We start from the raw sequence: 23,125 nt of genomic DNA, 5'->3' as shown, positions 1-23,125 counted from the left end.
TTATTTGGCAAAGAAGATTTGCCGCTGGTGCTAATTAAGGTTAGGGTGTTGATCCGTGTTTAGATTGGGAAGTGTGAGGGAGGCTTGTATTTACCTCCCCAATGACAGCAAGCAAAGGTGTCACAACCAGTAATCTAACCAAGTCATAACAATGTTCAAACTCTAATAGCTGAACATTGCGAGTGAGTGTGCAATTTAAAAGTAATTCAGTCGGTTAATACTCTCGGCTAATGATGGAACGTGTTCAACACCTCTATCTATGTAACGTTGTTTTGTTCCTGTATGGCTGTGACCCATTAACCATTCAATGTGAAGCTCTGAAACACCACCAGAAGCCAAACCAGAAGCAAAGTTATGTCTAAAGCTGTAAAAGCTTAGTGGTAAGCCTTTGCTATCTTCTTTAGACATACTGAGAGATTGCATCAAACGATTAAAACGTTGTGTGATGCTTTGAGAGGTGTATATTTCACCACCTGCTTTAATATAATCGACCACACCGAATTCTTTTAACTTAGAGTGAATAGGTATGTAACGTTCAGCATTGACGGTTTTAGTTCCTCTTACATGTATGTAATCGACACCTTGCTCAGTCTTAATATCTTCTGGTTGAATGTTAGAGATTTCACTATTCCTCATCCCACTATACATTTGAAGAAGGATCGCTACTTTGAAACCATCTAAATCATTAGTCGTTGCAAAGGTTTGAAAGTCATTCAACTGAGCTTTTGTAAATGAACCACGTTCACCACCTCCAACAAAGTCATTAAAGCGCATATCTTTCACTGGATTATTATCTATCACAGCCAAACGCCAAAAGTGGTCAAAAAACAAATTAACAGCCGTTTTAATCCTACCTAGTGTTTTACCTACACGTTCACCTTCTGGAACATCACCTTGTTCTGCTGCTTCTATGCGCTCCTCAAGGGTCATCGACTTCCAAGGGTTGTGTTTGATTAAAGGGAACTGGCTATACAACCTGAAAGCTCTATCAATCTCCTTACCGTTGATGTCTCCGATTGGTTTATCCTTCCACAAGTGCAGAATTAAACCTGACAGATAGTTAATCTTTTCATCTGAGGCTTTCTTACTAACAGGTTTGTTTTTATTAATGTACAAGTTGCTCGATTTATCATGAATATATTGATCTAAGGCTTCTTTGAAAGTCGGTGTGGTTGGGGAATCTACTAACTCAGTTTGTGACGCTGTACCAATCTCAAAACTTTGTTTTAAAGCAGCTAGGTTGTTATGAGCCGTAACTAGGTCATCATTTGCTAGAGCGTTAGCAATCGATTTTTTATATGTATCGAGTAGTCCTAACTCTTGGGTAGGCTGTTCATAATGTTCTTCTAAACCACAATCGTTTTCATCTGCTTGAGGTAAATTCGAAGGTCGGCGAAGCTTATCAACCTGTGATTCTCTAAAAGTAGGCACATGTTTGTAATGCTGGCTTAGATCTTCGCTTGCCATTCCTTCTGCATCTTCTACCTGCATATTGTGTAAGGTCGCGCCTATAGTCTGCTTGTAGTGAGCTTTGATAGCTGCCTTACCTTGTAAAGAACGAGGGTAGAGTACCGCTGTTGCTGCTTCTATGGCTGTATCAATCTGATCATCAACTATCGCTTTTAACAACTCTACAGACATTTTCCCAATTCTCCTTGTTTCGATTAATACATTTTCTACCATCTCTTGAGCAATCGGTAGTATATCGGTTTTAAGTGACTTCCTAAAAATTTTCCCTTCGCAACGGATAGAAATATAAAAAAATCTTCCTCTTTTTATTAGGTAATTTGAACCATTCGTGTATGACAAGACGTATGACATGTGTATATCATCCAGATAATCATGCTAACCTACCGGAAAGCACGTGTTTTACTTATCTGAGAACCCCGAATTGTGGATAGCTTTACCGCTTGCAACATTTGTTACGTTGGCACTTGTAGTGATGAGTTTGTTGAAAAGATTGTTAACGCCAGTAAACACTTAATCGCAGCGAGTGTTATCAAATTTGGAACACTCCATGACACTTTTATTTTAGTTATCCACAAAAACAGTGGATAACTTTTGGGATAACTAAATGGGGTAAAAAGTGGGGTGTTTCTGCAGGCTTTGCGCCATGGGTCTTACAGTGAAATTCTTATTCACATAGACACAAAAAAGTGTCTTCTTAACCATGTCGTCAAGTACTTTTTCGCAAATTTTTTCTACTTTAATGCACTTTACAGGCGCTGTTGGATATTTCGCAAACCCATGAACTTTTTGTGATTTTAATCAAGTCCAAACACGAGTAGAATTCACCGTTAGTAAAGAATTTTCCTTATAAAATTTTTAGTGAAGCAATGAAGTCTGAGTTTCCAAGTTATAAAGATAAGCATATCGCTGTTGTTGGTGGCGGTGTAGCAGGTGCAACAGCAGCAATTCATTTTGCGGAGCTGGGTTTTAAAGTTTCCGTAATAGAGAAGGGCGTATCACTAGTAAATGGTCCACCCATTTGTCATTTGCATGCTGGTGGTAATTTATATCGAGAGATTTCCCAGCAACAGTGCTTAGACTTGTTAGCACAATCTATTGATACTGTTCGCCTGTATCCGCTTTCACTGAATATTCGTCCGACAATCATCGCGGTTCCTCATTCCGATGGTGGAGACCCATCCACACTAATTCCGCGATTAGAGGTTGTGAAAAGTGCTTATCAGACGCTCGTTGATAAAGATGAGAGTAATAAAGTGCTCGGCGAGCCAAGCGAATACTACAAACTGTATTCAAAAGCGGAGCTAGAAGCTCTCGCGCAACGTACTCAACCAAGTCATCCTACAAACTTCGATGAGTGGTGTATTCCTTTTGCTCAACATGCTGATCTTGAAGCGCTAAAGTATCCTGTTGTCGCAGTTCAAGAATATGGTTGGAGTGTTTTTCGCCTCGCCGCAATTGCCAACTTAACACTAGATACGCTTCCTAATGCTTCGGTCTTCACACAAGCAACGTTTAAGCAAGCCGATTGGATGGGGGAACACTGGCAACTTGGCTATGAACGTGAAGGTATCGATTACCTGATGACATGCGACTACTTGGTTAACGCGTGTGGCTTTGAAACAGGCTCAATTGACAACACAGTTGGTGCCAAGCGAGACAGGTTGGTGGAGTTTAAAGCCGCTTACGTTACGAGGTGGGCAGACTGTCAACAACAATGGCCAGAAGTTATTTTTCATGGCCCGCGTGGAACCGATAAAGGAATGGCTCAATTGACGCCTTATGGCGATGGTTACTTTCAACTTCATGGTATGACAAAAGGAATCACGCTGTTTGAAGATGGTTTAGTGGAGAGCACGAACTCATCTGCTCAACCTGAACTGCCTATGCCTTTACTCTCGAAGATCCGTAACGGCTGGAGAGAAGAAGTGTTAGAAGAGCGAACGAACAACGCCATCAAACACATGGCACAGTTCATTCCCGACTATCACTCTGCTGTAAAAGGAGGAAAAGCATTATTTGGCGCTCAGCAAATTCCCGGAACAGATCCAGTACTCAGAGCGGCAGATGTGACTTTTGAAGATAACCACTACGCGAGAATAGAGGTGGTAAAAGCGTCATCGACACTACTCGCAGCGCAAAAAATGCTTCAATTCTGGTTTGACATCGATCCTAACCAAAATGTGGAAACACAGCATCCGGTCGCTGTAAAGTGGTCTGAACAAGAGGTCGAGCAGTACGCGATTAAACTCACTCAAGAGCGAGGCTATCCACAAGCTTTAGCAGTGCGTTATGGTATGCCTACATAATCGGCTGTGTTTGGGCTCAGTGGTTGTATTAATACCCAAAAAACTGAGCCCATTGGCACCATACTTCTTGCAAGCCTAGTCTATCTCCTTTCACAAAATTGACTTTTTGTCCGGGCTTCGCCTGTGCCAGTCTAGGTAAGTCAATACGGGCTACGCAGCCAAATTTAGGATACCCGCCAATAGTCTGGTGATCGTTGAGCAGCACAATAGGGTTACCATCGCTAGGTATTTGAATTGAACCTAATGCAATTCCCTCAGATAGGACGCCTTCGTAAGGTGGACGAATGTTATTGCCCTCAAGACGGTAGCCCATGCGATTCGAATTGGGGGAGATGATGAATGCTTTGTTGTAAAATGCTTGGCGAGCGTCTTCATCAAAGTCCTCGTTCTGATAGCCTTCAATCACTCTCAACTTAATGGGTAAGTTGTAATCTGGCTTAAAGCGAAACGTCATTTGCCTTGGTTTACGTTTCGGTAAGTTATGAGGGACAAAGGGAAGAATATCGCCAGCTTTCAAAGCGCCACCATTTGAATCATAACCACCTAGAGATTCTCGCAAGACGGTCGATGCGCTTCCTAAGTGCTGAGCAACATTGAACCCACCTTTAACCGCTAGGTAGGAGCGAAGTCCATTCCTTGCGACTCCGAACTGAAGCTTCTGTCCTTTTTTCAACGTAAAGTCAGACCAATTTGAAATAGGTTCACCATCTATTTTTGCATTTAAATCACCGCCACATATAGCAAGGTGGCAGTTATGCAATGCGATAAAGCAAGCGTTACCCAGAGTAATTTCAATCGCAACGCAATTGACTACGTTACCAAGCAAATGGTTGGCCCAACTGTAAGCATAGTCGTCGACCGGGCCACCTTGAGTCACACCGACATGCGCTAAGCCAAAACGACCAAAGTCTTGAACTAAAGAGAGCGGTCCTGGCTTTTCCACCAGTAATCCACCGTAACTCATAGTACGCCTCCTAAATCGATAAACTCTTGTTTTGAAATAGCATTAAAGGTGACCTTGTCACCCACTTCAAACGGTATAAAAGGAGGAGAGTCGGAGAAGAGCGCAAGCGGGCTTTTACCAATAATGTTCCATCCGCCAGGACTATCTGATGGATAGACGGCCGTTTTAGAGTCTGCGATACCTACACTTCCGGCCGGCACTTGAGTTCTTGGTGTGGCAAGCCTTGCCATGTGCAATTGAGTATCAACGTCAGAGAGAAATGCAAAGCCTGGAGCAAAGCCAATTGCAGAAACCGCGTACTCGGTTTTCGTATGCAGGGTAATAAGATCGTCTAATGACAGACCTCGCTTTTGAAAACGAGATAGATCTAACGCGGTTTCTTCAGAGTAATATACAGGGATAGTAATGTGATTCGGCTGGGAAAGCTTAAGTGATTGAGTATCAAACTGGCTCACGATTTGTTGCAGCTCATTGACTAAGTTCTTCTCGTTGATTCGAAAAGGTAAGTAATCAATGAGAATAGTTTGATAGGAGGGGACAACGTTCATAACAATTGAAGCGAAAGTTTCTCTTATGCTGCGAGCAAGCTCTCCGACTGCATTTTCAGAAATACTCTCATCAAACTTAATGAAAATACTGCACTCGGAGATCAAAGAGATATTAAATTTCTCTTTATGCATTAATTTCCTCCAGCGTATAGGCTTTGGCGGATCTTTTGGATCAGCGCGATCGACTCTTCATTGTCACCATGAACACAAATTGTGTCGGCTTCCAATAATATGTAACCGCCTGAAGCGGTTTTGACACGCCCAGAGTCAGCTAAGGTCCGGACTTGCTCAAGTATCGCGTGCTCGCTTTTTAACACGGCATTGGGCTGTGTTCTAGGAGTCAGTAAGCCGTCATCTTGGTATAAACGATCTGCAAATGCTTCAAATAGCAAGGGAACATCATAATCGTCTGCGATTTCTAAGTATTTTTCGTTTTCCTGTGAAGCTAGGATCATTAACGGTACTTTGAACAGTGCTGCCGCCTTTACTACCGCTCTAAATATCGCATCACTTTTCATCATGTCGTTGTATAGAGCACCATGAGGCTTTATGTAACTGATGTCTGTGTATTGCGCCCGGCATAATGCTTGTAAAGCACCAACCTGATATATAACCATGTTCGTAATTTCATCACCCGTCATGCTTATGCTTCGTCTGCCAAAGCCTTGTAGGTCGGCGTAACCTGGGTGTGCGCCAATATCAACATCGTTGTCATTCGCTAGGGTGATAGTGTCGTGCATGACATTAGGGTCGGAGGCATGAAAACCACACGCGATGTTCGCCATATCAACATGGGGCATCACGTCTTCATCTGCGCCCATACTCCAAGAGCCAAAGCTCTCGCCCATATCACAGTTCAATGTAAGTTGCTGTTTATTCAATGTCATACGTTTTATTTCTACACAAGCAATGGGTTTACGATGCAGGAAAATGCATCTAGGTTCAGTGACTCACTTCATTCTTCTATCATGAAAACGAAGCTTTTTGAGCAGATAGCTGACGAAAAAGATCACGTTAGTCCATAAAGATGTTGCCGTTATTTGAGTTGATCCGAATTTTAAGGTATTTCGTTTCTTTTCCATCCAATTTTTGAGAATTTAAGGTTATTTTGCATTAGCATCGTGTTAATCTTGTCGCCCTTCATGGGTGATAGATTGCATAATGGTTCTTCTGTCATTTTTGTGGTTGTCTGCGACAGGAATATATATGTCATTACGAGCGAAGCTTATTTGGCCTCTTCTGGTCTTTTTAACGGCTATCTTTGTTATCTCAAAAGGTTACACCTCGTATACTGTATACCAATCGTCTAAGCATGAACTGGTCGAGCAGACAAGAAAGTTGATTAACAACGTTTCTTTCTCAATTAAAGATGCGCTGACGACAAAGGACAAGCAAAAAGCTCAAACTATTCTCGCCAACTTTTTAAACCAGCCAAATGTAACGCGGGTCAAACTTTATGACCAAGATGACCAACCATTCGCTGTTATGGAGATAAGTGGGGCACTAGCACCCGTTCCCAGTCAAACCGAAAGAAGTAGGTTGCACGCTCTAGGCTATGCCTTATCAACCAAATTTCTTTATGTTCTAGAGCCGATTATCCATGATGGCTATGTCATTGGTAGCATGAGAGTCACGCTTTCTCATCGCCCAATCGTAGAAGCCATACAATCTTTACTTCAAGATGGCGCTTTACTTCTTCTGTTTCTGATCGCTGGTGGCACTGTTTTTTACATAAGTATCGAGAGGCTTGTTCTCAAGCCCGTGATGGAACTCAACCGCGTAATAGAGAATGTGACACACGGACGAAACACGGAAAATCAAGCTCGCTATTACGCCAAGGATGAAATTGGAGACCTCGCGAGCTCTTTCAATCAAATGATGAATAGGTTAACAGTACGTGAGAAGCAGCGGCAACATTCGCTAGACACACTAGAACAAAAGCGCGCATTTTCAGAAGAGGTTATCGAATCTGTTCAGCATGCATTAGTTATTACAGACAATTCCGGACGTGTTATTCATTGTAATACGGCGACCCAGCAAATATTTCAGAAAAAAATAGATGAACTTAAATATGCCAATATTCGTGATCTAATTAAAACTAAAACACCGAATGAGCTGAGTCAGATCCTGAGTCGAGGCCTAGAGTGCGATGATATTCACCTCAAAAATGCAGATAACGAACAGCAGTTGAGCCTAACCAGTCGTCGCCTCTCGACACATGAATACTTACTGTTTTCGATTCAAGATATCACCGAAATTGAAGAAGCCATAAACCGGCAACGTGTTGCGGGACGTGTTTTTGAAAGCAGCCAAGACGGTCTCATTGTTCTTAATCATCGCGGTGTCATTACAATGGCAAACCCTGCCGTCACTAAGTTAGTCGGCTTAGAGGTGGATCAGCTTATTGGGAAGTCATTCATCCAAACGCTAAAGTGGCGCAAGTTACAGGAAATGATGCCTAGTATCATCGAGTCGATAGAAAATTATGGCGTTTGGCAAGGTGAAGTTATCGAGAAGAACCATATTGGTCAGTTTGTACCGATGTTTGCTCGAGTCAATCGTATCGTTAAGTGTGAAGACTATGGTTTCTATGATCTGGTTATTGTTCTTACCGACCTTTCCGGCGCAAAAGAGATGGAACGATTGGAGCATTTAGCTCATCACGATGCTTTAACGGGGTTAGCCAATCGATCTAAGTTCCATTTAGAGTTGGAACAACTAGTACAACGCTCTGGATACTTGCGTGACGAATTTGCAGTTTTGTACCTCGATCTGGATGGATTTAAAGAAGTTAACGATACCTACGGTCATGATGCAGGTGATGAAGTTTTGAAAAAAGTTTCCGAGCGTCTAACATCTGCGACGAGACATAGTGATTTAATCGCAAGACTTTCTGGTGATGAATTTGTCATGTTGGTAAATCCCGCCAATCAAAAAGTGGTCACCCGAATAGCAGAACAGTTGCTCGAGAGCATATGTGCTCCAATTGAGTACAAAGGTCACTTACTCAAAGTTGGCGTTAGTATCGGCGTAAAATTAGTCGGCGTAAATGAGCGCGATGCTACTCGAGTTTTAAAAAGTGCGGATACGGCAATGTATCAAGCAAAGAAAGCCGGAAAAGGCCAAGCAATATTAATGGGATGCGAATTACAAGAGACAGTTTAAATCGTAACGTCAAAGCTTTAAACTAACCCAATTCGCGTCAGAAGGAATAATAAAATGAAAGTACTCGTTACGGGTGGTATGGGCTATATCGGTAGTCATACGTGTATTCAAATGATCGAAGCTGGCATGACGCCAGTGATTCTAGACAACCTGTACAACAGTAAATCTACGGTATTAGATCGAATTGAAAAGGTATGTGGTGTAAAGCCAACCTTCATTCAAGCCGATATCAGAGATAAATTGGCGATGGTAGAAGCACTAAAGTCGCACAATATTGAAGCTGTTATCCATTTTGCAGGTTTAAAGGCCGTCGGTGAGTCTGTAGCAAAACCTCTAGAGTATTACGACAACAACGTTAATGGCACTTTAGTATTGGTTGATGCAATGCGCGAAGCCGGAGTTAAATCGTTGGTATTTAGTTCATCAGCGACTGTATACGGTGATCCTGCATCTGTACCCATCACTGAGGACTTTCCAACTAGCGCAACTAACCCATATGGTCGCAGCAAGTTAATGGTGGAAGAGTGTTTAACCGACTTCCAAAATGCGAACCCTGACTGGAGCATTACACTTCTTCGTTACTTTAACCCGGTAGGTTCACATCCAACAGGCGAGCTAGGTGAAGATCCTCAAGGTATTCCAAACAACTTAATGCCGTTTGTTTCTCAAGTTGCGGTAGGGCGAAGAGAGTTCCTTTCTGTGTTTGGTAGTGATTATCCGACCAAAGATGGCACAGGCGTACGTGATTATATTCATGTAATGGACTTATCCGATGGTCACGTTGCTGCATTAGAAAAAGTAGGTAGCAAAGCTGGCCTTCATATCTATAACCTCGGTACTGGTAACGGCTACAGTGTACTGGACATGGTGAAAGCATTTGAAGCCGCAAGTGGTAAAGATGTCCCATACCAACTTGTTGAGCGTCGTCCAGGTGATATTGCAGAGTGTTGGGCGGATCCATCAAAAGCGATGAATGAGTTAGGTTGGAAAGCAACTCGCACTCTAGAAGAAATGACTGGCGATACATGGCGCTGGCAGTCTACTAACCCTCAAGGTTATCCAGATGCCTAATCTTTAATTTACATAATAGTAACAAAAAGGCGCGTGATTGCGTCTTTTTTGATCCAAATCGGAAAAAATCGTAAATTACTGGTTAAAAGGTAGCAAGTATATATAGAGCTGTTAAACTATGCCCGACTCTTAATTTGGGTTATAAATTTTCTCATAGCTATTGGGGTAGTTCATGGAACTCGGTCTGATCATCACTTTCATCATTGCAGCAGCAGTAATGGTGAAAAAAGAGATGGCAAAACAGTAAACTTTCATTTTTCATACTTTTCTTTACATTTTTGAAATGAAAGCCATAAAAAAAGCCAGCATTACGCTGGCTTTTGTGTTTTTAAGGTTTAGAACTCGTATTTAACACTAATGTTATAATTACGCTCAGCTTGCGTTTTGTCTCGACTTAACTCAGTCTTACCGCGAACATCGTTCCAAAGATGGTATTCTTCATTCGTTAGATTCATAACACCAGCACGAATGGTTATATCTTTCATTGGTTTGTAGTACGCCGTTAAGTCAACGACTGTCGCAGACGGCAAAGCAACTTGGTCTTTGATTCCGCCTTTATCACCATCAGAGTTGATATCACTGTTCGATTTCTTAGCCGTGTAGTTTACTTTTAGGCTTGTCCCCCAAAGTGCATTTGGTGAATCGTAATTTACAGCAGCTACGGCATTCCATGGGTTTACACTGTTCAAAGGATTACCATCACCATCTTCACCTTCTGTGTATGCTGCAACGAAGCGAGTTGTCACGCCTGATGGAAGACCAGCAATGGCATGCCAATCAAGACGGTTAGAGAGCTCAACCCCTTTAATGTTTGCTTCACTAATATTGATATTTGTGAATTCAGTTAAACCACCATTGTTTGATGACGTTTGCTCAATAAAGTCACTGTAATCACTGTAGTAGAACGCTACTTCAGTTGCAGACGCTGCAGTGTTATGACGGTAACCAAGCTCATAAGACAAACTCTTTTCAGATCCCAAATTTGGGTTAGGGCGGTTGGTATAGCCATGAGCCAGATTATCGTAGGTGTAGTAAAGCTCGTTGAACGATGGCGCTCGGAACCCTTGGCTCACTTGCGCGAAGATCGTGCCAGGTTGCGATACAGAGTAAGTTGCTCCTAAACGACCAGTTAATGCAGAGTCGCTAAACTTCTCGAATGACTCTTCAGAAGTATTTGAAGGATTAGTAGAGAAGTAATCGTAACGCACACCTGGAGTCAGAATTAGCTTGTCATTAAGAAGCGAAATTTCATCTTGCAAGAATAAACCAAAGCTTTCGTCTTTTGCATCCGGTGTGTAAACGTAAACAGTATCTGGCGTGCCAGGATCGGAATTAAACTCGCGATTGGTATTACTGATGTCACTATGTTTGTACGATATTCCGTAAACGATATAGTGATTTTGAATCTCTTTATCTAACTGAGTTTCGAATTCAAATTTGTCTTCAGTATATTCGTAATCTTTTTTCTGTTGGTTGTCACCACTAGGCGGTACGTAAGGTGGGTAACCAGGGCTGGCTTCGATAAAGCGATTAGACACGCCGTTTTCTTCTTTACCAATCCATGTAAGCTTGGACGTGATCGTATCCGAGATAGCTGCATCTGCAAACCAAATGTGCTTGAGCCCAATGCGATTTTGCTTGGTTGTGTCTTCAGCGTTGAAGTTTTTGTAACTTTTATGTGCGATCTCTGAGTCAGTCTCGTTGTAAATAACTTCTCCCAAGAACTCCAAGCGATGAGCGTCATTCAATTGAGATTGAAGTTTTACCAATAGATCGTTTTTGTAATAATCTTGGTTGTCCACAGAATAGTTATCGTAAGGCGCCTTAGAGAAATTTTGTAGCTCTGCACCATCACGGCGTGTAAAGGCTATAAGTGCTTCTGTATTACCGAAACGCTTTGCTAAAGCTACATGCTCACTAAAAGAGTTATCTTCCGATGAATAAGAGAGTTTAGCTTGACCACCAAAGTCTTTACCATCTTTGAGGAAATCCTTCGGATCTTTTGTTTCGAATGCGACAACACCGCCAATTGCATCACTACCATGTAGGCTAGAAGCTGCTCCTTTAACAATTTCGACACTCTTTAGCATATCGGGGTCGACAGTAACGGCACTAGAATTGATAAACGAATATGGTCCACCGCTGAATACACCTGGTTGAGATGCACCGTCTACTAAGATTTTAACTCGTTTACCTTCCATCCCGCGAATGTTAATACTTTGAACGCCTTGGCGTTGAGTGCCATTAACAGTAACACCTGGCGTATACTCGAATAGGTCATTCAAGTCCTTTACCATGTTTTCTTCGATGTCTTTCTCTGATACAACTGCAACAGAAGCAGCAACAGTGTTTATGGTTTGGTTGGTACGGGTGGCCGACACAACGACTTCTTCAAATTTAGAAGCTTCTTCCGCATAAGCAGTATGGGAAAGGGCAACTAAAATGGAGGCTGACAAAATTGATTTTTTATACATTGGCTTCAATACCTTAGATCCATAATAGGTAACAACACGCGGATATTAATGGATCTAAATGGTAATTACTATCATTACCATTGTCATTTATTGGTTTGTATTGAATCTTCTTCTTTGGCTATGAGCATTCCTAGTCTTTAGTTATCAATATGTTATATTATTTGTCGTTAGTTCTTGATAAGTTCATCCAAATACAACGAATGTGATGGGTATCACATTAAGAGAGGCCATGTGCAGAGTCCAATTACGTTAGAAGCACTCCATATTCTAGATGCTATTGATCGAAGAGGGAGTTTTGCTGCTGCTGCGAATGAGTTAGACAGAGCCCCGTCATCGCTGAGCTATCAAATCCAGAAACTCGAGCAAGATTTAGACATTATTATCTTCGATCGCTCTGGTCACAAAGCCCATTTTACTGAAGCAGGTAAGCTTATTCTTGAAAGAGGAAGAGCCATTTTACAAGCCAGTGAAAAGTTAGTGAACGATGCAACGTTATTGGCGAATGGTTGGGAACTGGATATTACCATTGCCTTTGATGGCATTATTCCTATATCCAATTTTTTCCCGATGGTTGATGCGTTGGCCGAGGTCAGCTCAACTCGAGTCAGGCTGCAAGAGGAGATTCTGGCTGGTAGCTGGGAGTCGTTGAACACGGGGAGAGCTGATTTACTGATTTGCCCATCACTGGATACGCTTCCTCAAGAAGTTAAGTCAGAAAAAATTGGTAAAATGAGTATGTACTGGGTAGCTTCCGCTGATCACTATGTTCACAAGCGTAGTGGTAAGTTTGATGAAGCAGCGCGAGAAAAGTATCGGATCATTGCTATTGCAGATACCGCACGTGAGCAACCAGCGCTCTCAATTAATATTATTCAAAAACAGCCTCGCTTGACTGTCACCAACTTTACGGCAAAAGTAGAAGCGCTAACTGCAGGTTTAGGCATTGGTACATTACCAAGCCAAATTGCGCAACCTCTTATTGATAGTGGTGTATTGAAACGAATCGAAGGCACTGAAGAACAGCCGATGGATATTATTTTGGCATGGCGCCGGAACACTATGGGTGAGGCAAAATCCTGGTGTATTCAGTACTTAAAAAAGAATTGGAAACTAAAGTAACAACGTAACTTTTACTTCTTAAATTCCCATTGATTATCGAATGTAAGAAGTAAAAGTCATCGCTAATGCTGAGCTTTTCAATTTAAAGGGAGCACCATATCTGCCGTACCGTCTGCAAACTGGACATCGATCTCAAACCCCAAGTTCTGAGCCAACATCAACATTCCTCTGTTTGTTGGCATGGTCATTCCAGACATTTGCTTTGTGCCTTTAACTTTGCAATAGCTGATTATTTTCTGCATCAGCACTTTGCCTAAACCTTTTCCTTTCAAATCTGAACGAACCAAAATAGCAAACTCAGCGTCACTATTGTCTGGTGTAATCAATGCGCGGGCTACCCCTATGATAGACGGTCCGTCAGTATTAAACGCTACCGCAACAAACGCCATTTCGCGGTCGTAGTCGATTTGAGTAAAGTTTGCCAAAGCCTCATGGTTGAACTCTCCAACTTCAGAAAAGAAACGTTTATAGAGATCTTCTTTCGATACGCTATTAATGAATTGAGCATGTAGCGGCTCATCCTCAGGCAAGATAGGACGAAGCAGGATAGGTTGGCCATCTCGAAGCGTTACAGTTTCGACAAACTCTGCCGGGAAAGGGCGAATCGCTAGCCGTTTTTGGGCGTCTCCTTCGTATTTACACAGTGTGACATCTGCATCAAGGATAGTTAAATCGCTTCCGGACACTAGTACTGGATGGATATCCAGTTTTTGTATTTCTGGTAACTCAACTGCCATTTGGGAGATACGAACCAAGAACTTCGACAACTCAGTAATATCGAGCGCATCTTTGTGTTTCTGCAGGCGAATCTTTCCAGACTTTAGGGCAACAACGACAAGGTAGCGCGCAAGCGTCATGTTCAAAGGAGGAAGTGCAGCGACGGCATCTTGGGCGATATTCCACTCAGAGCCGCCTTGACCAAGCAAGATCACTGGTCCAAAGACTTTATCTACTGCAATACTAATCCGTAGCTCTTCAGCGCTGCCGAGCTTTGCCATCCCTTGTACTAACAGCCCATGTACATTGGCGGAAGGGTAACTGAGCTTTACGGTATCTAAAATGGATAGCGCTGCGTTGGAAACTTCTCGACTGTTTCTTAAATTTAGAGCAACACCGTGAACATCCGATTTATGAGGAATGTCAGGAGAACGCAATTTTACCGCAACAGGATATCCAATATTTTCTGCCATATGAACAGCTTCAATGTCGTCAGATGCAATCCACGTAGGCAAAACGTTAAACCCGAACAGCTTAAATAATGGGCTGGTTTGATGCGTATCTAAGGTGACTGTATTTTTATCCAGTAGTCGTTCATTTGCCCACTCTTTTGCTGAACTCACACTTCCAGAATGTAATGGCTCTGCCGTCGTTGGCGTTTCCATTAGTTGTTTCTGGTTTCGTCTGTATTCGACCAAGTGCATGTATGCTACAACCGCACTTTCAGGTGTTCTATAGGTTGGAATACCTGCTTGAGTAAATGCCAGTCGCGCTTCTCTCGACGTTTGTTCTCCTGACCAGTTGGTCAAGATATTAAAATGCTTATGCCGAGGGTGAGATTTGATTGCATTAATAACGGCTTGAGCAGTTTCAAGAGGATCAGAAACAGCAGAAGGACTATGCATAATCAATATCGCATCTGCACAGTCGTTATTCATCAGTGCGTTAATGGTATCAATATAGCGTTTTTGGGTTGCGTCACCAGACAGATCAATTGGATTTCGAGCACGCCAGTTGGATGGAAGTACTGCTTGTAATTGCTCAATGGAAGCGTCATCAAGCGTTGCGAGTTGGCCACCACGTTCAATCAAAGTATCAACGGACATAACAGCAGGGCCGCCGCCATTGGTGATGATCGCTAAACGCTCTCCACGAAGTGGCACAGAATGCGTGAGTGTTTCTACCGCGGCAAAAAGCTCATGCGTATTGCTGACTCGTAACATACCAGTTCTGCGAATAGCAGAATCGTAAATTACGTCAAGTGTATCTCCGTCTTGATGCTCAAAAGTATTCATCTCTTTAGAGCGACCCGCTTTTAGCACCAATATACGTCGGTTACGTGAAGCGGCGCGCGCAGCAGACATAAATCGGCGAGCGTCTTGGATATTATCAACATAAAGCAGAATAGCTTCAGTGTTTCCATCCATACTCAAATAGTCGAGCAAATCTGCAAAATCGATATCTTGTCCGCGCCCAATCGAAATGAACGAAGAAAAACCAATGTTCTTATCATTTGCCCAGTCTAAAACCGTGGTACAAACCGCCGCGGATTGTGAGATGAAAGCAATTTTTCCGGGTTTAGCTGCAACAGGGGAAAACGTGCAGTTAAAATTGTGCCAAGGAAGAATGATACCTAAGCTGTTTGGGCCTAAAACTCGAATGTTCAATGATGAGATATCTAAAGGCTTAGGGTCATCAGAGATAACAATCGCAAACGGTGTGCCTCTCTCATCTAGCTCTTTAAGCAATTGCTCGTTACGTGAAACGTTCGTACACAAAATTGCAATATCTGGCGTATAGGGCAGGGAAGCTACATCAGGGTAAGCGATCACGCCAGATACGGCTTTATATCGCGGCGTTACTGGCATAATCGCGCCACCAAATCCACTTTGTAGAAGGTTGCGCATCACAACATGTCCTGCTCGCAATGCTTTTTGAGATGCCCCAATAACGGCCACAGAGTTGGGTTTAAAGAGTTTATGTAGTTTATTCATGCTGACTCCTAGCCGTTTGTAAGTCACGTTGGCTTCTCGGTTTCATATCAATCATAAACGAATAATTTACTGATAAAACATCTTCAGACCAGACATTGCAGAAAATGTGTACGATGCTTATGGAGTTTGTGTTATTCATCACATCAAAATCACAGATTATTGTATTTGATGCTTGATAAACGGCCCTGCTATCGGCATGATTTATCGTAATATTTATCCAGAGCATTTGTTACTTCATGAAAAAAATCGCAATCATCGGCTTGTCAGTTCTGCTTTCTGCTTGTGCATCTGAAACTTACATCACGGATGTGACCTCAGAAAGTTACCGAGAGGACTACAAATCAGATCGTATCTCTAAACCAATTATGGCGTCTGAAAACGCTGTAGTAGAAAAAGACGTACAACCAACTGTTGTGAAAATGACGGCAAAGCCTGAAGAAAAGAAAGTAGTCAAGCTAACGCCAAAAGAGCAGGCGAAGCCAGTTAAGATCGTACCACCAAGTAAAAAGCAAGCTGGCATTCAACGATTCGGCTATACCATTCAAGTCGCAGCTGTGGGTAGCCAAGCTAAAGTCGATCAGTTTGCAAATAAGCTGCCACAGAACGGTCAGCCAATTTGGGAAAACTACAAAGTCGTCAACGGTACTAAGTGGTTCTCAGTTTTATACGGAGACTACGCAACAAGCGCAGAAGCCAAGCAAGCGATTTCGACTTTGCCAGCTCAATTTCAGCAGTTAAGACCATTTGTTAAAAGCATTGATGCAATCAAAAACTCAGCTTACCCAACGCTTAACAAATTAAATTAACACATCAAATAAGGGAGCGAATAGCTCCCTTATTTATTTGCTCAAATCCTATTCGAACAACATTCCTCACATTAAAATTACTGTACGTCACACTTCAAAGGTTTATCATAATAAATAGTATCTTTTGTAGGTCACGGAAAGATGGATTCATGATTAAAAATATTCTTTTACTATGCGGCGGTGGCTCTTCTGAGCACGAGATTTCATTATTGTCTGCAAACTTTGTCGAACAACAACTAAATCTTATTGAAGACGTTCACGTTACACGCGTAGAAATAAAAAACGAAGGTTGGATGACCAACCAAGGTGAGTTGGTTTACTTGGATCTCAATACCAAGCAGTTGTGCTCAAGTGAATCTAATCAAACCATTGATTTCATCGTGCCTTGTATACATGGTTTTCCTGGCGAAACAGGCGACATTCAATCTCTGTTTGAAATCGCAGGTATTCCTTATCTTGGCTGCGGGCCAGAAGCGAGTAGCAATAGTTTCAATAAAATCACATCTAAGCTTTGGTACGACGCTATCGGCATACCCAATACGCCATACTTATTCTTAACGCGAAACGATGAAGAAGCTCACGTTCAAGCTCATAAAGCCTTTGAAAAGTGGGGAAAAGTTTTTGTTAAAGCCGCTCGCCAAGGCTCTTCCGTTGGCTGTTACAGTGTCACAGAAAAAGACAAGCTTTCTAATGCAGTAAATGATGCTTTTGGGTTTTCTGACCAAGTGTTGGTTGAGAAAGCAGTAAAACCTCGAGAACTTGAAGTTGCTGCATATGAGATGAATGGCCAACTACATATCACTAAGCCAGGCGAGGTCATCGCGCCTGATGGTGCTTTTTACTCATACGATGAAAAGTACAGCAGTTCAAGTCACTCGCTCACAGAAGTTGAGGCGAAGAATCTAACTCAAGTACAATTAGATTCCATCCAACACGCGTCAGAGACGGTATTTAGACAAATGAATCTTCGTCATTTATCTCGTATCGACTTTTTCCTAACGGAAGATGATGAGATTTACTTAAACGAAGTAAACACATTTCCAGGAATGACTCCGATCTCAATGTTCCCTAAAATGCTTCAAAACAACGGGCACAAATTTCATGAGTTCTTGGAAGATTGTATAAACAGTGCAAAGTGATTAACGTTATCGAGACGCGTTTTATGATACAAGTTGTTTTCTAGAGCAAGGATTATTCAAGCCGTATTTGAATATTGCTCAGTAGCAATTATGATTATATCAACGCATTAAACAGATGACTCAGTGGTATGGCGATTTCAAATTATAGAGGTTTTAACCTGCAGTCAGTCGGATCAGATGGCAGTGTTTGGAAGGTTAAAATCAAGAACCACGTTTTACAGGGCAGTTTGACGGCGGTAAAGAAAAGCATTGATTGGTGGTGTGACACCGCATCGATTATTGATCCCAAAGAGTTTGCTTCACTCGGACAAAGAGTGCAGCAAACTGGTGTTGCAAAATCAGAGGTCTTTAACGGCTATACTATTCAAAACGATACAGGCCAACCTAACTCTTGGTACTGTATGTTTAATGGTAAACTGATTAAGGGCAGTAAAGCCGCTATTCAACGCCATATCGAAGCTTATTTGGTTGCAAAGCAAAAAGCGATGCAAGCTCAACAACAAAAGAAACAATAGAATGACTCTGGTATATTCAACAGAAACCGGTCGAATTAAACCGGAAGAAGAAAAAGTATCTCGCCCTAAAGGCGATGGTGTTGTTCGGATTCAGCGCCAAACGAAAGGCCGTAAAGGTAAAGGCGTATGCATTGTTACAGGTTTAGACTTGGATGATGCACCTTTAAAGTTATTAGCGGCAGAACTCAAAAAAGTCTGTGGCTGTGGTGGCTCTGTAAAAGATGGCAATATCGAGATTCAAGGTGATGCTAGAGACAAGATCAAGGCACATCTTGAAAAGAAAGGCATGACAGTCAAATTAGCCGGTGGCTAATTTAATATTTCCAGTAAACAAAAATGGCGTCTAAAGAAATAGACGCCATTTTTTATAAGTTGCTAATTGAAGAGCAAGCAATCGTAGATTGATAGATCGATATTAGCTATTTTATGGTAAATAACCATTATGTTTAATGCTCACAGTAAGGCCCTTAGATTTAAAATCTGCAGGGGAATAGGAGCATCCTCAGACAGCATTTAGCGTACGGCGATATACAATTTAACATAATATACATAATGCGTACTGAGGGGTGATTTGTTAACAAAGGCTAACTCTTTGATTAAGCGTTTCATAAGTGTCTGATAACCAAGCCGTAATTTTTTATTTTGTCGATTTCCATAACGCAAGTTACTTGTACTATTCGTGACGTTAGTTTTGTGCAATCAACGAAAAACCACTAAAACCCTGACCGCCACATAATGTTGTGTTCGGTAACGCCCAAAACAACAAGAAAAATATTTTTAGTCAGTTATTCAATATGCGAGCGTTGTCATGTTTCACGAATCATTCCGCACACTCTTTTGGCGTGAGTTTACCTCCATCAAGCAAGGCGCTGAATATTTTCATGTGTCTAAACCGACGATTACCCGTTGGCTCGATGGCACGGTTCCGGTGAATCCAATGGCGGAAAAACTTCTACTCATTAAATCGCTTGGTTATTTGCCTAATGACATTCGTTGGTCTGGGTTTCGAGTTTGTGAGCAACGTGCTGTGTTAATCACACCATCCGGTCGTGAGTTCAGCCCTAAAGAATTGGAAAGCTTTGTGTTCTGGCGTGACGAACATCGTCAGTTTGTAGAAATGTACGGACATTTTGAATATCCCAAGGTTTATCCTGCTAAGGAAAATCTGTTGCCGTTTCGTGGCGGCCGTCGAATGAAAGCCGCCGAATGGATTCCGAGCAAAGCCAAGCGCTAAGCTACTCTTTGCACCTTTATAATTTTGGTGACAAATGTTGCAGATTTCCCTTTTAAATTCTCTGCGTGATAAGACTCCGGAAAAACCAAGTTCAAGTTAATGGAGTCTCCAGTCCTCGCACCAATCAGGCCATTTTCGAAGCCATCTATCATTCTATTCGAACCAATTTCGACTGGGAAATTCTCTGCTTTTCCTCCCTCGAACGGCTCGCCATCAATGAAACCTTCAAAGTTTATTGTTACTTTATCCCCAAGGATAATCGGGTCGTCTACCTCAACTCGCCTTTCTGGTTCCGATGTTGTTATTTGCTCTTGTGCGTGTTGTCGTGTCGCATCTAGAGTGTCGCTTTGTGCTCTTCGCCTCCTCAGACCAAGAGACTTTCCAAACATCCGAAACGAAACATCTGTAGATTTAGTTTTGCGTATAAACTTGCATGCTTCTGAAATGGGAGTTAGCCAAATGGGCTCATAGGTTTCATATTCAGGCTCGGGCATTTCTGCACTGTGCAAATTGCGCGACAGGTCTGAAACTAAGTAACCAAGAAACTCTCCGGTAATATCAAAAACAGATGTTGTTTCTTTTTTCTCTTCAATAACGCCAACAATATCGTATTGCTTGTTCAGTATAAAGTTGCCAATCAACCATCCTAAATTAGTGCCAGTAACGTCAATAAAGTTAGCGCCATTTCTAGCAATCTTATAAGCGAGCTCTATTCTTTTTATAGTTCCTAATGCAAGATTTCGTGTAGATGGTATTCCACCAAATGCAAAGCCACCACCGCAGTTGCTAATAGTCGATTGACTCAAAGACAAGGTCGAATCACCTTGCTTAATCAGCATTTTTTTGTCATTAAGTATTTGAATTGACGTACCTTTCTCAGACATCGCCAATCTTTCTATTGATAGAGGTTTATCAGCTTCAATATTTAAAACCAAAGAGATCTCTCTTGGTTTTGGTCTAAACTCGATTGTAGTTCCTTCAGACTTGATGTCCGCTTCTCCAACTACGGCCGTGAACTGATTTCGGTTGATAAAAGCAATCTTCTCTCCATCCTTATCAGAGAATATGGCATTTACTAATACTGGCTCATCTTGCTCCATTGGATATTCAAACCATAAGATTGGTTTACCATATATTTCAACGGCAACTTGAGTAAATTCGATTGTATTATTTCCTAGCAGGACAATGTCATCCCCGCTGGATTCTAAACCCTCTCTTACATAACCATGCTTTAGAGCAAAAGGATCACTTTTTGCCTTCCAAACTGTTTTTTTGGATTTCCTTTTCCCAGTGACATGATGATGGCAACCACCACACAACAGGGTCATATGTTCAGGGTTGTGCTCATGTGCATTATTAAATTCTGGCTCAATATGCTCATAGTCACAAAACATAGAACCACAGATGACACATCCGTAACCCGCGTCTTTTCTAATTTTCTGTCTAATATCTTGTGGAATATAACGTTTCAAGCCATGCTTATTTTCTTTTTGTTTGCTCATTTTGGGTAGCTCATGCCCTTTATTTATTTAAATGCAACATAACACACATGCATTTTGTTTAACGTTAATGGCATCAAAAAAGCCGAACCCCATCGCTAAGGGTTCGGCTTTTTAGGCTTCTGCTTTGGTGGCATTCATTTGAAGCCTGTCGAGGTCAATCAACCCGCCAAAAGTATCGGCTCCCTACTCGCTGTGTAAATCGTCATTAGCTATCATTTGATATTTGTCGTTGAACATCATCCTTTCTATCACTGCTTTCATGCAGGGATGTATTTTTGCTCGTATCTTTATGATGCTCGGAAACCCAAGATGCAAACTCTTCAGGCTTTTTCTCTAAACAACCGAGTATATAAAGGAACAGAAAGATTGTACCAAGTGAGATAGCTGCGATACTTACATTTCCAAATATCGGCAAAAGAACGTTTACGTTCTTTAAATGGTATTTTGCTCTCGAACACTGCGTATACGCCTTGCTGTCCAACTTACACTCATATTCGAGAATGTTTTTTATATCAACCTGTTCAATTCTTTCTGCTTCATAGAGGTTGAACTTCCCTTCCTTTTCCATCGGCATAAGAACCAATGTGAGTTGCATAAACGTGACAGCACCTAAAGTAAGGAAAAATACGCCAGCTTTACGCCAGCTTTCAGCATGGGTTTTATGATGAAATGACCACTCGCAAAACATTCCTATCCATTTGTAAGCGCCAACAAAGAAAGCCTTCATAATCTCAAATCCATTCAGTTACTTAGCAGATAAATTACCATGAATTCTGACGAAAAACCGAACCTTATTGCGAAGGTTCGGTTTTTTTACCGTGGCTTTGTTTTATTCCTCACACTAGCGGCGGCGCGACATCGAAAAAGTTCATGTATAGGTTTTGGCTAAAGAAGCCGCGAACCTGCGCATTTGCCGTTGAACTCACCATGCCAATGTTCGACATCGTGACGGTGCCATCATCGCCCAAGCTGAAATCGGTGTCTCGCGCTTGGAATTCAAACTCAAAGCCTTGGTTGCCCATGATGATAAACGACAGGTGTTTATCAATTGGGTAACAGCCCTCAACGCAAGGTAGGAAAAAGGTTGGGTCTGCTTTTGAGAACTTCTTGGTGATAATGAACTCTTTCCCGATACCTTGATTGGTGTAATTGAGTTTTGGCACTTGTCCGGCTTTGCCGTAGTACACCCCTGTACCTTCCACGGACAACACACCCCGCGCGGCGCTTTCGATGAAAAACGCACGTTTACGATAGTTAATGGTCGCGCCACCTTCGGCCAGACTTGGGATTTCAAGCCAGAACTCTTTCACGTCGTACAAGCCCGCCGGAAGTTCAACGGTGCGTGACGCTCGGATACTGGTTGCGTTGCCGTCTCCGTCCAAATCACAAATACCAAAGCGAATCTTTTGCGGGCCACCTGCCTGACAGCAGCGCACATAGGCGTAGTAGTTTTGCTCACCATCTTCAATCAACGTTGGTGTATCAAACTCTTGGAACAACACCGCATTGGCACCGTTACCCGTCATACCAAGACCACCAAACATAACGGCATTACCATCCTTGTTTTGGTGTAGGTCGGCTTTGCTATATCGGCCGGATTTCACTTTGCAATAACTGATACTGCCGCCGTGTTGAACCTCAATGCTCCACGATGGACAAATAGGTTTTGCAATGCCTTTCATGAAGTTAAAAGATTTGGCTTTGTCTACCGCGTGGCCATACAAAATATCATTCGAAAGCGTTGCGCTGTAATACTCCGCAAAGCTTGGATTTCGCAATAGGTTGTCAGGCGCATTGCCAGCAAGCGCCACTTCTGCCATGGCGCGCTCTAGGTAGTCGGCAATGTGCTCGACTTTTTTATCCGTGCTTCCCGTTGGAAGCGGTTTAACTGAATCTGTCATGATAAATACTCTTTAATCTGTCTGTTTGGCCGTGAGCACCAACACGCTTTCGCGTACATCTTGCAGCCCTTGGGTAAGCTGTTTATTGATGGCGATTTGGTACTTCAGATTCATGCCGATAAGCACAAACATGACCAGCGACTCGGACGAAAACCCCAGACCCGATAAGGCGTTAATAAGGGCGTTTTCCATCCAAGCCC

19 protein-coding genes are annotated in these 23,125 nt (G+C 42.3%); 9 read left to right on the top strand and 10 right to left on the bottom strand.

Going from position 1 to position 23,125, the window contains the following annotated elements; translation table 11 throughout:
* Positions 1-195: 195 nt before the first annotated feature.
* A complete protein-coding gene (locus L3V37_RS10175; protein WP_237306253.1) occupies positions 196-1,821 on the bottom strand; it encodes a tyrosine-type recombinase/integrase in 1,626 nt (541 codons plus the stop codon).
* Positions 1,822-2,336: 515 nt separating this feature from the next.
* Between L3V37_RS10175 and L3V37_RS10170 the strand changes: the two genes are divergently transcribed.
* Positions 2,337-3,776 (top strand): FAD-dependent oxidoreductase, encoded by a 1,440-nt coding sequence (locus L3V37_RS10170; protein ID WP_130545381.1) that lies wholly within the window; start codon positions 2,337-2,339, stop codon positions 3,774-3,776.
* 28 nt (positions 3,777-3,804) lie between these two features.
* Here L3V37_RS10170 and L3V37_RS10165 read toward each other — a convergent pair whose 3' ends face one another.
* Genes L3V37_RS10165 through L3V37_RS10155 form a run of 3 tightly spaced genes read right to left on the bottom strand, consistent with a single transcriptional unit; the run spans position 3,805 to position 6,175 of the window.
* Positions 3,805-4,740, bottom strand: coding sequence for a biotin-dependent carboxyltransferase family protein (locus tag L3V37_RS10165; protein ID WP_085569034.1), 936 nt, complete (start codon positions 4,738-4,740; stop codon positions 3,805-3,807).
* Positions 4,737-5,420: an allophanate hydrolase subunit 1 gene (locus tag L3V37_RS10160; RefSeq protein ID WP_005386313.1), complete on the bottom strand. Its 684-nt coding sequence runs from the start codon at positions 5,418-5,420 to the stop codon at positions 4,737-4,739. The genes L3V37_RS10165 and L3V37_RS10160 overlap by 4 nt, the downstream gene beginning before the upstream one ends.
* Complete coding sequence (locus L3V37_RS10155) at positions 5,420-6,175, bottom strand: 5-oxoprolinase subunit PxpA (protein WP_005386314.1); 756 nt, start codon at positions 6,173-6,175, stop codon at positions 5,420-5,422. The genes L3V37_RS10160 and L3V37_RS10155 overlap by 1 nt, the downstream gene beginning before the upstream one ends.
* A 319-nt stretch (positions 6,176-6,494) precedes the next feature.
* Here L3V37_RS10155 and L3V37_RS10150 point away from each other — a divergent pair, with 319 nt between their 5' ends.
* Positions 6,495-8,453: a diguanylate cyclase gene (locus tag L3V37_RS10150; RefSeq protein WP_130545383.1), complete on the top strand. Its 1,959-nt coding sequence runs from the start codon at positions 6,495-6,497 to the stop codon at positions 8,451-8,453.
* A 54-nt stretch (positions 8,454-8,507) separates the two neighbouring features.
* Entirely contained in the window at positions 8,508-9,524 is a 1,017-nt protein-coding gene (gene galE, locus L3V37_RS10145) for a UDP-glucose 4-epimerase GalE (protein WP_005386320.1), read from the top strand.
* Between the two features lie 335 nt (positions 9,525-9,859).
* Here galE and L3V37_RS10140 read toward each other — a convergent pair whose 3' ends face one another.
* Positions 9,860-11,998 (bottom strand): TonB-dependent hemoglobin/transferrin/lactoferrin family receptor, encoded by a 2,139-nt coding sequence (locus L3V37_RS10140; RefSeq protein ID WP_130545384.1) that lies wholly within the window; start codon positions 11,996-11,998, stop codon positions 9,860-9,862.
* A 231-nt stretch (positions 11,999-12,229) separates the two neighbouring features.
* On the opposite strand from L3V37_RS10140, the gene L3V37_RS10135 reads away from it, so the two are divergent.
* Positions 12,230-13,117: a LysR family transcriptional regulator gene (locus L3V37_RS10135; RefSeq protein WP_017634152.1), complete on the top strand. Its 888-nt coding sequence runs from the start codon at positions 12,230-12,232 to the stop codon at positions 13,115-13,117.
* Between the two features lie 77 nt (positions 13,118-13,194).
* Here the strand turns inward: L3V37_RS10135 and L3V37_RS10130 are convergent, their stop codons facing one another.
* Complete coding sequence (locus L3V37_RS10130; RefSeq protein ID WP_237306252.1) at positions 13,195-15,828, bottom strand: bifunctional acetate--CoA ligase family protein/GNAT family N-acetyltransferase; 2,634 nt, start codon at positions 15,826-15,828, stop codon at positions 13,195-13,197.
* Between the two features lie 236 nt (positions 15,829-16,064).
* Between L3V37_RS10130 and L3V37_RS10125 the strand changes: the two genes are divergently transcribed.
* The 5 genes from L3V37_RS10125 (at position 16,065) to L3V37_RS10105 (ending at position 19,522) form a co-directional block, all read left to right on the top strand.
* Positions 16,065-16,634: an SPOR domain-containing protein gene (locus L3V37_RS10125; protein WP_005390018.1), complete on the top strand. Its 570-nt coding sequence runs from the start codon at positions 16,065-16,067 to the stop codon at positions 16,632-16,634.
* A gap of 149 nt (positions 16,635-16,783) precedes the next feature.
* Positions 16,784-17,773: a D-alanine--D-alanine ligase gene (locus L3V37_RS10120; RefSeq protein WP_213874160.1), complete on the top strand. Its 990-nt coding sequence runs from the start codon at positions 16,784-16,786 to the stop codon at positions 17,771-17,773.
* Positions 17,774-17,901: 128 nt separating this feature from the next.
* A complete protein-coding gene (locus L3V37_RS10115) occupies positions 17,902-18,288 on the top strand; it encodes a DUF3319 domain-containing protein (protein ID WP_005376294.1) in 387 nt (128 codons plus the stop codon).
* Position 18,289: 1 nt separating this feature from the next.
* On the top strand, positions 18,290-18,601 hold the full coding sequence (gene yciH / locus L3V37_RS10110) for a stress response translation initiation inhibitor YciH (RefSeq protein ID WP_005376292.1): 312 nt from the start codon (positions 18,290-18,292) through the stop codon (positions 18,599-18,601).
* 495 nt (positions 18,602-19,096) lie between these two features.
* On the top strand, positions 19,097-19,522 hold the full coding sequence (locus tag L3V37_RS10105) for a phage protein (RefSeq protein WP_054865331.1): 426 nt from the start codon (positions 19,097-19,099) through the stop codon (positions 19,520-19,522).
* Here the strand turns inward: L3V37_RS10105 and L3V37_RS10100 are convergent.
* The 4 genes from L3V37_RS10100 to L3V37_RS10085 form a co-directional block, all read right to left on the bottom strand.
* A complete protein-coding gene (locus tag L3V37_RS10100) occupies positions 19,519-21,024 on the bottom strand; it encodes an HNH endonuclease signature motif containing protein (protein WP_237306251.1) in 1,506 nt (501 codons plus the stop codon). The two genes, L3V37_RS10105 and L3V37_RS10100, sit on opposite strands and share 4 nt — an antisense overlap.
* Before the next feature lie 205 nt (positions 21,025-21,229).
* The gene (locus L3V37_RS10095; protein ID WP_054865328.1) at positions 21,230-21,751 is read right to left on the bottom strand and encodes a hypothetical protein; all 522 of its coding nucleotides are present in this window, start codon (positions 21,749-21,751) and stop codon (positions 21,230-21,232) included.
* Positions 21,752-21,860: 109 nt separating this feature from the next.
* The gene (locus L3V37_RS10090) at positions 21,861-22,925 is read right to left on the bottom strand and encodes a hypothetical protein (RefSeq protein ID WP_205461041.1); all 1,065 of its coding nucleotides are present in this window, start codon (positions 22,923-22,925) and stop codon (positions 21,861-21,863) included.
* Between the two features lie 12 nt (positions 22,926-22,937).
* On the bottom strand, positions 22,938-23,117 hold the full coding sequence (locus tag L3V37_RS10085; RefSeq protein ID WP_017636135.1) for a hypothetical protein: 180 nt from the start codon (positions 23,115-23,117) through the stop codon (positions 22,938-22,940).
* Between the last annotated feature and the right edge of the window lie 8 nt (positions 23,118-23,125).

The organism is Vibrio sp. D54, assembly GCF_021728075.1.
Classification (GTDB): domain Bacteria; phylum Pseudomonadota; class Gammaproteobacteria; order Enterobacterales; family Vibrionaceae; genus Vibrio; species Vibrio alginolyticus.
The sequence above is the reverse complement of the archived record's forward strand: the minus strand, read 5'-3'. Positions and strand labels throughout refer to the sequence as shown.